Raw genomic sequence first — 12,170 nt, 5'->3', positions numbered from 1 at the left:
CAGCGTCAAGAGTTCTTCAGACTGCGTATGCTTCAGACTGCGAATGCAGAGGCGTCGATGGTGGTTGTTCGGTCGAGAATGATGTCGCCCACAAATTTGGCGGTTCCAGTTGATTGCGCGAGACCGTCTCGAAAGTGGCCGGTGGCGATAAAGAGATTGTCAATTTTATTTGACCATCCGAGGTAGGGGACTCCGCGAAGTGTTGCTGGACGAAAACCGGACCACGTTTTGACGAGTTCGGCTTCGTTTAGATTCGGAACTACCTGTGTGGCGAATTCCAGCAGCCCTTTGACACCTTCGGTTGTGTTGGCCTTTTCAAAACCGACTCGCTCCACGGTCGCGCCGACGAGAACATGCCCATCATCTCGTGGGACAAGATATTTGGGACCATCTTCAATAATGTGAGTGAATTTTGGTCTATCGAGTTTGAGTAACACGATCTGGCCCCGAACCGGTTCCATCTCCAGGTGAACTCCAAGTTGTTGCACAATTTCTGGAGACCATGCTCCAGCACAGAGAATGTACTTGTCAGCTGTGAAATGTTCGTGGTTTGAAGTCGCTGCAGAAACTTTTCCTTGGCTCAGTTCAAACTTAGTGATGTGCTCCCCCTCAACCAGTTGAACGTCCAGTTGCTCGCACGCTTTCTGAAGTGCAACGATGTGATGCGGATTTCGAACCTGAGCCATTGTTGGAAGTCGAAAACCGGTGTAAAGCCTGTCGCTGAGGAGAGGTTCATACTGCTGCAGCTGATATGCATCCAGTAGTTCCGCCTGAACATCTTCTTTGCCCCAGGCTTCTATTTCATCAGGGATCGTTTTGCGGTTTTCGATTGAAATTTGCAGCGCGCTACACTCGCGAAATCCGTTATCGACTCCGGTGAGTGAGAAGAGTTCTTCGCTGACTGTTTTCCATCGCGCACGGCTCAGTTTGGCGAGTTCACGAAGTGCTGGGGGGCCTGAACATTGAGCAGGGGGGAGCATTCCGGCACCTGCCCAGGATGCCTCCTGACCAAACTTCTGACGATCAACAACCGTGACAGTGGCTCCTGAGCCAGCCAATTCGTATGCGATGGAGAGTCCGATGACTCCACCGCCAATGACAAGAAAATCTGTTGACTTCACGTTATCGACTTAAACTTGCAGCATAACTTCGAGCGACTTGTTGAGAATTGGCGCCATAAACTTGCGTGAGTGACTGTTCGACGTTTTGTCCACGCTGAAGTTGCGTGACAAACTGGGCGAATTTCGGTGCGCCTTGAGAATCGATCAGGTGGCGAACGAGAGTATATCCAACCGGTCCGACTGTTCCGGGTGAGAAAGTTCCCTCTTCAAAAACGTCTTCGGGCCGTTGGAGCGTTGGCACGATGGAAGCAGCAGCCTGCTTCATCTCTGCGACACGTTTGACATCCTTTCGGGCATCGGTCGCCATGATCAATCCTGTTCCGCTGATCAACCAGCTTGGTAAAACGGAGCCATTCTGTTTCAGGAATGCACCGGTCAGGTGTTCTGTTAAATTCTTTTGCGTTGTAAGTTCTGAAGACTCCGCATCGCCAAGATCCTGGAGTACAGCGTAAGCGTCCTCGTGATTCGCAGTCACTTTCGAGTGTCCGTGCATTTTTGCATCAGCTCGGCGCTGTTCAATGACTTCATTGAATTCGTCGTAGCTGAACCGATCTTTCAGTACGAAGATCGCTAATTGACCTCGCCAGGGAAGCCCGGTCCCTCCAAAGAGTTTTTGAAGTTCCACGAGTTTCTCTTCGGCCCAACCGCCAACTTCCTGAAGACGAGCTTCATCGACATTTCCTGCCATCAGGAAATGCTCGGTCTTATGTGTGTTTTGAGGATCGTTGGGGACGGCACGTTTCAGTTGGGATGTTGTCCGCTCCATTCGATGAGCGAGCATTTCCTCATCGGTCTTTTTGCGGAACTCATCAGCTGCCATCTCGGCAGCTGACCGAACATAAGTCCGAATGTTGGTTCGAGCGTCAGCTCCGTCGAAGGTGTTTCCTTCTTCGAACCATTTAATCATGTCTTCATAGTTTTTACGTGTGATACGTGCTTGCCCTTGTGGCATACGAGGAAGTTCAAGTCCCCCAACCAAGCGGAAGAAGCGGCTGTTCTCTTTGTCTCCCGGAAGAATTACTAGCCCTGTGTCTCCACCTTTCATTAAGTCATAGAAAGTTTCCACTGACAATCCACCCGATTTGTTTCTCGAGTTATGACATCCGAGGCAAAGGTTCGTCATCCAGGGAGCCATGTCACGCGTGAATGAAACAGTTTCCGTACCTTTAGGTTTTGGGATTTCAATCGACATCGTCTTCTTCTCATATTCGTAAATGAGATCGGACAACGATGTATTTGGGTTTGCCCGTTGAACATCTGCTCCCTGATTGATCCATTTGCCGACTGTCTCAATTTCTTCCATGGAGAGTGGTTCGCCACGTTGTGGCATCCGTCCTTGTCCTGCTGGAGCAGTCAATCGTGCGATCAGCAAACTCCGTCCGGCGTTCCCCGGAGCCAGGAGTGGACCACTTTGTCCCCCACGGCGCCAACCGGTGAGAGTATCCAGGCGTAGCCCCGCCCGGGGATTTGTCGCCCCGTGACAGCCCAGACATTTACTATCGATCAGAGGTGCAACGTCCTCCAGAAAATGAACTTTTCCCGAGTCAGCAGGGGTTTCGCCTTTTGCTTTTGCGAGGAGCACTTCATAACGCTCCATGCTTGAACTCAGAGACCTCAGGCTTCGATCATCCTTCTCAATTTCGGCAGCTTTGACAATCTCGTCAATCTTTGCTTCAGCTTCTTCGAGAATCTTTTCCGCTTCCTCAACCCGTTTGGCACGGATGAGTCCCCCTACTCGGGAAACGGTTTTCTTTAAAGATGCCAGCTCACGGCGATGCTCGGGAGTCAATTCGGCTCGGACGGAAGATGAGATGCTGCCTAGCAGAATGATCGCTACGAGAATGATCGGGATCCAGAAGCGTTGCATCGGGAAACCTTTATTTTGAGAAGTTGAAGGATGTTGGGGAGGGTGATGCCCTTGACTCAAACAACGTCTGGGAGCAACCTGTTCGCCGCAACCTGACGATTTCCTGCCAGATTCATCAGATTGGAGTGGCAGAAACATAATAAATGAGTCAAAAACAGTATAACAAAACAGAGTCGATGCGAAAGATACAACATTCAGAATTGATGAGAGGATCGATGTCGCCTTCATCGTTCGATCTCCTCACTCACGCAGATGTTATGACATTTTGAAACGGGTGAACTCTGCCTTCACCGCCTGAGCCCCGGATCTATGGTTCATCACACTCGAAAATTATTGCGAAGCAAACAGGTCTCGAAACATCCACATGCGCACCTCATTGGAGCAACCGGTGCGGGAATGAAGGGACTTGCAGAAGTGCTGCTGGATGGTGGCTGGAAGCTCACAGGCTCAGATCAAAATCCTGATCCAGAGCGTCTGCGCCTCTTAATAAATCGCGGGATTGCTCTTGCGGCAAAACACTGCAGTGAGGCTGTTTCTAAAGAAATGGATTTAGTCATCTTTAGCGCCGCAATTCCTGAGTCGAACATTGAACGGCAACTAGCAGCAGCGTTAGACATCCCGCAAATTTCCTACAGCGAAGCGGTCGCACGATTGGCAAACGAGCAGCAACTCGTGGCGATCGCTGGAACTCATGGAAAAAGTTCAACAACCGCGTTGGTTGCCTCGCTTTTCGAACAGACTGGGACCGATGTCACATTCTTTTGTGGCGCTCAACGCTGCGAGGATCAGCGGAATGGAAAGCTGGGCAATTCAGAGATTGTGGTTGTTGAAGCGTGCGAATATCAACGTCATTTCTTGAACTTCCGGCCGAAAGTGATCACTCTGCTTGGGATCGAGGCGGACCATTTTGATTGTTTTCCTTCGCTTGATGATGCGGTCACAGCTTATGCTGAATTTATTCGTTTACTTCCTGAAAATGGCACTCTCGTGTACCGCAGAGATTGCGAAATTTCATGCAAGCTGGCACAAACGGTGAATTGTCGAAGTGTCTCGTTTTCGATCACTTCCAGAGAGGCCGACTGGTTTGCAGAAACCCGCGATGGCACTGTTCAACTCTTCAAGTCGGGGGGGCTCAAACAGACGTTTCCATCTGAATTGCCCGGAAAACATTCACTACTGAACCTGCTAGCTGCTACGACGACTGCTGCCCAGTTTGGTGTTGATTTAACAAGTGCAGGTGCTCAAAAGTTTTTCGCGTCCCCCACTCGTTTGAAGCAACGCTTCGAGATCCTGACCTCCACGGACTCTCGTCTCTTCGTCGATGACTATGCACACCATCCGACGGAAATTGAGGCGACTCTCCAAGCTGCACGTGAGCACTCTCCTCAATCGCGAATTGTTTGTATCTTTCAGCCACATCAACTGTCGAGGACGCAAAAGTTGCATGCCGAGTTCGTTGATTCACTCGCTTTGGCAGATGTTGTTTATTTGTTACCTGTATTCAGAGCTCGTGAGCCTGAAAGTGTCCTCTTCGACGAAGAGAGTCAAAAAATAGTTAAAAAACTGATCAGCCGACAAATTCCGGCGACATTCATTCCTTCGCTTGACCAAGTTTGGTCAACTATAGAGACTGATTCGCAACGAAATGATGTTGTCCTGACTATAGGGGCGGGAGATTTAACCCGCATTCACAATGAGCGCACTCGATAAATTTTCCGACATTACAAAAATTGATGAACCATTGGCTCCATATACCTGGTTAAGGGTGGGAGGACCGGCTCAATTATTCATAGAACCCAGGAATACCGAGGAACTGGTTGAGGTCGTCGAAGCGGTCTCGGCTGAGGAACTTCCGATCAAAATCCTTGGTGGAGGTTCGAATATCCTCGTGAACGATAACGGTTTTTCCGGCGTCGTGATCAAACTTTCCGGAGACGAATTCTCTAAGGTTTCTGTGAATGGAAACACCGTCAGTGCCGGTGGCGCAGCGATGCTTTCGAATACAATTTCCTCAGCTGTCGGAGCCGGATTGGCAGGATTAGAAAATCTGATAGGCATTCCGGGAACCATCGGAGGAGCCGTGAAAGGGAACTCAGGCGGGAGGCATGGGGATATTGGACAGTTTGTGAAGTCTGTCGATGTTCTCACTGCGTCTGGCGAGCGATTCACTCGCTCGGGAGACGAGCTCAGCTTTGATTACCGGACCAGCAGTATCAACGAACTTGTCGTCTTAAGTGCAGAACTTGAATTGACCCCCGATGATCCTGATGAGATCTCGAAAAGAATGCGGCAAATCTGGATCGTTAAAAAAGCCGCGCAGCCGTTTTCCTTCCAGTCTGCCGGCTGCATCTTCAAGAATCCACGTGGACTCAGCGCGGGAGCACTTATCGAACAAGCAGGATTGAAAAACACGAAAATCGGAACAGCCGAAGTCAGTGATCGCCACGCAAATTTCATAGTTACGCATGAAAATGCGAAGGCGGAGGATGTGATCAACCTGATCGATGTCATTAAATCGAGAGTCCATGAAGTACACGGAGTGAACCTGGAAACCGAAATTCAGATTTGGTGATCATTCCGGGATTCAGAGCATTTTCAACGCTTGCTGTACCTGTAATGCTCAGTTCCATAGCTTCACAGACTGCTCACTAAGAGATGTTACATACTCTTAAACAGGACGACTTTCCTATGGTATTTCTTCGCGTGACGACTTTGCTCGCAATGCTGAGTCTCGCTACATCTTCCGGGATCGCTGCAGAGATGAAAGCCCTGATTATTGATGGGCAAAATAATCATGCCGCTTGGCCGAAAACGACAGTGATGATGAAGCAATATCTGGAAGAAACCGTACTCTTCGATGTTGACATCGCCCGGTCGAAGTTTACCTGGAAAGGTGAGGACCTCCTTAAGGAATATCCCTTGAAAGGTGTGGAAACCATTGCAGTAAAACAACCGAAAACGGACCCGGATTTCAAACCGGATTTCAGCAAGTACGACGTCGTCATTTCTAACTTTGGTTACGGTGCTGCTCCCTGGCCGGAAGAGACTCAACAAGCGTTCGTCAAGTTTGTCCGCAATGGCGGGGGACTTGTCATCGTTCATGCTGCGAACAATTCTTTCGGTGACTGGCAAGAATACAACCAGATGATCGGCATCGGAGGCTGGGGCAATCGCGATGAGAAAACCGGACCTTACATTTATCTTGATGAGGACGGCAAAAAAGTGATCGACAAGTCTCCCGGAAAGGGGGGACACCACGGATCACAGCACGAATTCTCCGTTGTCGTTCGCGATCCTTCGCATCCAATCACCAAAGGCATGCCCGCAGAGTGGATGCACGCGAAAGATGAGCTATACGACATGCTTCGTGGTCCCGGACAGAACATGCAGATTCTGGCAACAGCTTTTGCCAGCCCGGAGTATGGCGGATCAGGACGTCACGAACCAATGCTGATGACCATTGAGTTCGGCAAAGGAAAAATCTTTCATACTCCTTTGGGGCACGCCGATTACTCTCAAGAATGTGTCGGTTTCAAAGTGTCACTGCAACGAGGGACAGAATGGGCAGCATCCGGAAAAGTGACTCAGAAGATTCCAGACAACTTTCCCACAGCAGAAAACGTATCCAGCGAGACATTCAAGAAATAGCCTACCTGGAGCATCCGTGAGGAAGGTTCTGTCGAGTCACAAGCAAGCTGAAGTCGCAACAGCGATCGAGAGTGTCGGTGCGAACGTGATATTTCTCCCACCTTACCCACCAAAGCTGAACCCGATCGAGAAGCTGTTTGCAAAGTTCAAAGGGCTTCTCCGCACGCCTGCTGAGTGAGCAATCGACGACCTCTGGAAACGAGTTGGCGAGTTGATTGAAGTGTTGAGTCCCCCAGAATGTTTGAATTACTTTCACTCCCGCGGATACACTGCAAAGCAATTCGAAACTGCTCTAGTCAGGCTTAAGAGCTCGGGTTCAGTGGGGGGAGTGAGTTTTTTGTGGATCGGTGTTGCTTTTGATGAGTAGGCAATTCATCTCGGAAGGCTTCCTCTAATAAGGTTCCATCCCAGAGGCTGGTCTTGTTTCCATAAGTGTGTGAATGAAGTTCAGTAAGAGCTGCCTGGAGTGGAGGAGGCGTTTGGAAAGAGGCAGGCTGAAATTGCACCCACTTGAACCATGCCCGCTCAGCTGCCTTTACGTCATGACCTCGACAAGCGCGTAATAATTCTCGAGCAGCTATTTTGGGGGGCGGGTTGATGTAATTGCGAAGCTGGATCGCTGTATGGACGACTTGCTGTCGCTGCCAGACAAGAAGACTCCCACAAACAATGATTCCTGATAACCAAAAGATAGTGAAAGACTGCTGTTCTGTTGACTCGTCCGCTATCACTGGCTGAGAGACTTTTGCCACTTCGAACGTCACACTTGGGAGAGTTTTGGAGTCGAAGGATTCTTTATCAGGATTCCACCAGACGTACTGAATTGCGGGCAAGGTCATTTTGCCTGATTTCTGAAGCACGTAGGTCAGTGAATCCTCTCGTTTACCGCTGAAGTCTCCCCGTTCGGTCTGATCAGTCGCTGTGGGTGGCCTGGTATAAACACGAATCCCTTCGGGAGCTTTCTGTGGCGGCGGCGGGAGTGCCATTCCGGAAACTTGCTCTGCGGTTTGAGTGATCGTTCTCTTGAAGACATCTCCTTCCTTCGCCGACTTCGGAACAGGTTGCCAAGATTCCTGAACGTCGAATGTAGTCGTCGTGACAACAAATTGTCCTGGTTGGTGATCGGGAGGAGACTTGATTTTGACAGCAAGAGATGGAACCTGCTCGACATGATCATCTGCCGGGCCGGTAAAACCTTGACGACTGGAGTAACGGACTTGAAACTCAGGGATTGTGACCGTTCCGGCGACCTGCGAAAACAGGGCGAACTCGTGAGTTTGCACTGTCCATGTGTCACCTCCGATTTCTTCCGATGAAACAACCGGATTGCCGATCTTGATGATCAAGACCTTGGGTAACTCTGGAAGTGAAAAGCTGGTCGCTCCTGAAAAAGGTCCACTCGCTTTGACCTTAACGTAGAATGAAAGTTTTTGCCCCAGCCATGCTTCTGGTTTGGTCGCTTCAATTTGAACAGTTTTGACTGCCTCTTTAGATTTTTCCTGTGCGAAGATCGATTCGAAAGAACTTCTGAAACAAAGACTCAGCATGATCAATGCAAGAAGGAGAGATTTCATTTTTGACTCTCCTTCTGTTGTTCCGCTCGCTGATATGCAAATTTCGATTTAAGAAAATCTGCTGGTTTTGTCTGGACCTGTCTCAACCAAACCGCTTGAACTGCTGCATCAGAGTTCGCCTGTTCTGCAGTGACTTCGGTGGTCTGGCCATCTTTCGATGCATCTCGATCAAAAACAACCTGGTCTGCTCCGATGCGTTGGTCGCCAAAGTCTCCACCTTTAGTATCAACAAGCTTGCCGCGAGCAACTGCCAAGTCACGATTTTCGTGAGCTTCAGTCCAGTCGGGGCGTTTCTTTAATGCACTGTCAAAACTTTTGACTGCTTGATCATACTTACCGAGAAGCATCCAGGCGTTCCCCTGATTGAAACTCGCTTCTGGTGTATTAATCCGTCCGAATGCTTGAACAGCCTTTTCAAATTCGCCTGCCCGATACCAGGCGGTCCCTTGTCGCATCGGATCCTGATAGGTTTGAGCTGCCTGTTTGAATTTTTCTTGACTCATTAAGCGATCACCCCGTTGTGCCGGTGTCAGCCACAATCCGATCCAGGAAAATGCAACAATTGCGAGGATTCGTGTCATCTCGATGTGTCCTCCAGAACTGTCTGTCGTCTACGAAATGACAATGCCACAACACATGCCAGGATTGGTGACAACCAGTAGCCCGCTTCCTGCCAGCGTTCGCTTTCGCCGCCAACTCCGGTTGCAGATCGACGTTCAGCAAATTCTGTGATTGCTTTGATATCGCTGTCGTTAATTGAAAGGTGCTGGACCTTTCCGTGAACTGCTTTCGCGATGCTCTGAATGGAATTCGCTTCAGGTGAATCTTCTGGAGCCAGTTCGAGAAATTGAATGGGAGTTTTTCCAATTGATTGATATGCAGACTCGATCACCGATGGTGAGGGATCGACGCGATCAGCCATGACAACGATTGATCCTCCCCGGTTCTGGCTTTTCAGTAGCCTTCCCGCCGTTTTGAGGGCTAAATCGAGTTGGTCACCCGGGGTCGGCATAATTTCGGGGCTGATCTCGGCAGCCATGCTTGCAACAACTGAGGTATCTTCAGTTGGCGGGAGAACGATATGAGCCGAACCGGCGTAGACAATCAATCCGAGCGGGTCTCCTTCTCGCGCTTTTGCGAGATCCTGAATTTTCAATTGAGCCCTTTGCAGAAATGATGTTCCCTCAATCTGAACAAGCATGCTGTCATCAGCTTTAAGTAAAATGAGGAGGGGCAGTGCGTCTTCCGCGAAAGGATTTGCTTCTAACTGCCAAGTCGGTCCCGCTATTGCCACCACGGCAATCATCCATCCTGCGAGGACAACATGGCTGAAGCGATCTTTTTCGGAGCTTTCATTGACAGTCAGTGCTTTCAGAAGTTCGGGAGCGATCTGCTTTCGCCAACCTCGAAGTGGATCGACACTCTTTTGCCAAATCCACCAGACTGCCACGGCGACCGGAACTAATATCAACCAGTAAGGTCGAATGAAATGAAACTGTCTGAGAATTTCGATCATGTGACGACCTCCAGTTCTCCAGTCAGAGGATTCACTTCGATTTCAGGAGTTGGCTTCGCTGCGTCTGAGTCACGCCTTACGCGAACCGCCGGGATCGTGCACTGAAGCATTGAGAGTAAGAGGCCAATGAGCATTGGGATATAGAAAACCTCAACTCTCGGTCGGTAGCTTAATGTCTTCACCTGGTGAGTTTCGATTTTGTCGATCTCGGTGTACACCTCGGAAAGATGCTCGCGATCAGCCGCGAAGAAATAGGAGCCACCGGTCGCGTCGGCGACATCTTTTAACGCCTGCTCATCGAGTTTGTCTTCACCGACCGTCGTTGGATCACCTATGGCGACTGTGTGGATCGTAATATTTCGAGAGGCTGCTACGCGGGCGGCCTCGACTGGTGGGACACCACTCTTGGTATCATTTCCGTCGGTGAGTGCAATGATCGTTTTTGCAGGAGCTTGACTTTCGTCAAAAAGGCTGACTCCTAGACCAATCGCATCCCCAAACGCTGTCTTCGGTCCTGCCATGCCGACTTCACATTCTTCCAGCAACTCGCGCGAGAGAGCGATGTCGGTTGAAAAAGGAGCTTGTAGATACGCCGCGTCTCCGAACACCACCAGTCCGACACGGTCCCCTTTTCGATGTTCCAGAAAATCGCTCAAGACCTCTTTCAATGCAGTCAGTCGTGTGACTTGTTTTCCGGCCTGGTTGGTAAAATCTTTTCGATCCATTGATGCTGAGAGATCGACCAGAAGCAACAAATCGCGAGTCGGCTGTTCTTTGGTCAATGGTGGAAGTATCCATTGTGGGCGAGCAGTTGCAGTCAATACGCACAACCAAACCAGACTTGGGACCACAAGTCGCATCTTCCAAAGAGATTGTTCTTCCAGGCGATCTTCTTTCAGAACCTGATTGAGACGATCACCGAACGGGACACGTATCGAGGGAGCCTGCTTCCGACTGGGCGGCAGACCAATTCGGATCAGCCAGGGGATTGGCAGCAGAAGAAAAACCCAGAGGGCTGCAAAGCTCAGCATTCAGGATTCCCTCGGTTCGGCTTCGAATCTTGTGAAGATGTAGAAATGGCCTCCGCCCGATGATGTTCAATCCAGGCAGCTGCAAAAGTTCTCAGCTCATCAGAAGCTCGTTCCATCTGCTGGCTGCTGTAGATCGCGTTCCCCAACTCTTCTCGTACATTTTCTGGCATCGCAGCTGGCGAGCTCTTCTCCAGCCAGAGAGTCCATTGTTGACCTGTGAGCGATGCCAATTCTTCTCGCGACGTCAGGTGCAATGCGGTTCTTCGCAGGAGTTCAGAAATCGCTGCTGAAGACTGATTCTCTTCTAGTTGGCTCAACGCTTCCCGTACATATTTGTTGTTCTGCCAACGTCGATACAAGGTGTAAAATAACCAAAGTGCAGCGACAACACTGATTAGGATCACGAGGTACCATCCCGGTGCTGGCGGCCACCACTCGGCTGGTGGTGGCTCCACAATGTCGTGCATCAGGTCAAGAGAAGTGGCATCTTTCATGCTGGTCTCGATGGCTCCCCTAGTCGGGATCGAATCTGATCAATCGCAGGTCTGGCGGTAGTGATTGGAAACAGTGGAATCTTCAACGATTGAAAAATCCGTTGCCAATGAACGAATTGCTCTTCAAAGACAGACTTGAAATCCTCCGAGAATCGTCCCCCTTTCGGAATTTTCCACGTTTTCCCCTGTTGCTCCGCCACCATGTCGGAGTCGCCAGATAACGTAATTCCCAGTGGATCGTAAACCACAGCGATGAGAACATCGTTGTGAGCTGCAAGTTGCGAGGCAAGCTGCTGGGTCTCATTATCAATGCCGATGAGGTCACTGATCAAGATGATCAGGTGGTCATGTTTTGCGACAGTCGCTGCTCGTTTTAGAACGGAATTGATACCGATCGTTCCCACAGGCAATTTGGGTTTCGTAAGTTCTTGGTTGAAGCTGACGAGTTGATGAAAGACTTGCAGTAATCGAGACTGGCTGCGATGTGGCCGTGTCTCTTCGATTCTTTGCTCATTAAAGACGATTGATCCAACTCGATCACCACCCTCCAATGCCTTCCAGCCGCTCAAGGCAGCGACTTCTGCTGCAACAACTGATTTCATAGCAACCTGACTGCCGAAAAACATGGTTGATCGCTGATCGACAAGCAGCAACAACGGACGATCTCGCTCTTCATTGTAGACGCGAATTTGTGGAGATCGGAGACGAGCTGTTGCTTTCCAGTCCATCAAGCGAATGTCGTCACCCGGATGGTATGCCCGAAGTTCTTCGAATGATAAACCGCGTCCGCGCAGCCGCGACGCATGTCTGCCTGACAGAAGCGAACCAGCAGGTTGTTTCGAGCGAAAGGAAAAACCGCGGGCTTTTGCTTTCAGCATCAATAGTTTGTCAAGGGAAATGGTGACACGAGATGTCATTG

At 50.0% G+C, this 12,170-nt stretch carries 12 protein-coding genes; 4 read left to right on the top strand and 8 right to left on the bottom strand.

The genetic code is table 11. The features are described 5' to 3' along the window. Positions 1-32: 32 nt before the first annotated feature. Together thiO and ACN0YR_RS19270 are read right to left on the bottom strand one after the other, a co-directional pair. On the bottom strand, positions 33-1,121 hold the full coding sequence (thiO, locus tag ACN0YR_RS19275) for a glycine oxidase ThiO (RefSeq protein ID WP_417850842.1): 1,089 nt from the start codon (positions 1,119-1,121) through the stop codon (positions 33-35). 1 nt (position 1,122) lies between these two features. Then, on the bottom strand, positions 1,123-2,988 hold the full coding sequence (locus tag ACN0YR_RS19270; RefSeq protein ID WP_417850841.1) for a c-type cytochrome domain-containing protein: 1,866 nt from the start codon (positions 2,986-2,988) through the stop codon (positions 1,123-1,125). Positions 2,989-3,297: 309 nt separating this feature from the next. On the opposite strand from ACN0YR_RS19270, the gene murC reads away from it, so the two are divergent. The 4 genes from murC (at position 3,298) to ACN0YR_RS19250 (ending at position 6,814) form a co-directional block, all read left to right on the top strand. Beyond that, on the top strand, positions 3,298-4,698 hold the full coding sequence (murC, locus tag ACN0YR_RS19265) for a UDP-N-acetylmuramate--L-alanine ligase (protein ID WP_417850840.1): 1,401 nt from the start codon (positions 3,298-3,300) through the stop codon (positions 4,696-4,698). Then, on the top strand, positions 4,682-5,560 hold the full coding sequence (murB, locus tag ACN0YR_RS19260) for a UDP-N-acetylmuramate dehydrogenase (RefSeq protein WP_417850839.1): 879 nt from the start codon (positions 4,682-4,684) through the stop codon (positions 5,558-5,560). The genes murC and murB overlap by 17 nt, the downstream gene beginning before the upstream one ends. Before the next feature lie 116 nt (positions 5,561-5,676). Continuing rightward, entirely contained in the window at positions 5,677-6,636 is a 960-nt protein-coding gene (locus ACN0YR_RS19255) for a ThuA domain-containing protein (protein ID WP_417850838.1), read from the top strand. Positions 6,637-6,652: 16 nt separating this feature from the next. Continuing rightward, complete coding sequence (locus tag ACN0YR_RS19250) at positions 6,653-6,814, top strand: transposase (RefSeq protein ID WP_417850837.1); 162 nt, start codon at positions 6,653-6,655, stop codon at positions 6,812-6,814. A 124-nt stretch (positions 6,815-6,938) separates the two neighbouring features. Here ACN0YR_RS19250 and ACN0YR_RS19245 read toward each other — a convergent pair whose 3' ends face one another. The 6 genes from ACN0YR_RS19245 to ACN0YR_RS19220 are packed head-to-tail and all read right to left on the bottom strand — an operon-like array spanning position 6,939 to position 12,168. After that, complete coding sequence (locus ACN0YR_RS19245; RefSeq protein ID WP_417850836.1) at positions 6,939-8,210, bottom strand: hypothetical protein; 1,272 nt, start codon at positions 8,208-8,210, stop codon at positions 6,939-6,941. Continuing rightward, positions 8,207-8,791: a tetratricopeptide repeat protein gene (locus ACN0YR_RS19240; protein WP_417850835.1), complete on the bottom strand. Its 585-nt coding sequence runs from the start codon at positions 8,789-8,791 to the stop codon at positions 8,207-8,209. The genes ACN0YR_RS19245 and ACN0YR_RS19240 overlap by 4 nt, the downstream gene beginning before the upstream one ends. Then, positions 8,788-9,726 (bottom strand): VWA domain-containing protein, encoded by a 939-nt coding sequence (locus ACN0YR_RS19235; RefSeq protein ID WP_417850834.1) that lies wholly within the window; start codon positions 9,724-9,726, stop codon positions 8,788-8,790. Before ACN0YR_RS19235 ends, ACN0YR_RS19240 begins: the two co-directional genes overlap by 4 nt. Continuing rightward, complete coding sequence (locus tag ACN0YR_RS19230) at positions 9,723-10,757, bottom strand: vWA domain-containing protein (protein WP_417850833.1); 1,035 nt, start codon at positions 10,755-10,757, stop codon at positions 9,723-9,725. The genes ACN0YR_RS19235 and ACN0YR_RS19230 overlap by 4 nt, the downstream gene beginning before the upstream one ends. After that, entirely contained in the window at positions 10,751-11,251 is a 501-nt protein-coding gene (locus ACN0YR_RS19225; protein WP_417850832.1) for a DUF4381 domain-containing protein, read from the bottom strand. Before ACN0YR_RS19225 ends, ACN0YR_RS19230 begins: the two co-directional genes overlap by 7 nt. Beyond that, the gene (locus ACN0YR_RS19220; protein WP_417850831.1) at positions 11,248-12,168 is read right to left on the bottom strand and encodes a DUF58 domain-containing protein; all 921 of its coding nucleotides are present in this window, start codon (positions 12,166-12,168) and stop codon (positions 11,248-11,250) included. Before ACN0YR_RS19220 ends, ACN0YR_RS19225 begins: the two co-directional genes overlap by 4 nt. Positions 12,169-12,170 lie beyond the last annotated feature (2 nt).

This window comes from Thalassoglobus sp. (genome assembly GCF_048270125.1).
Taxonomy (GTDB): Bacteria; Planctomycetota; Planctomycetia; order Planctomycetales; family Planctomycetaceae; genus Thalassoglobus.
The sequence above is the reverse complement of the archived record's forward strand: the minus strand, read 5'-3'. Positions and strand labels throughout refer to the sequence as shown.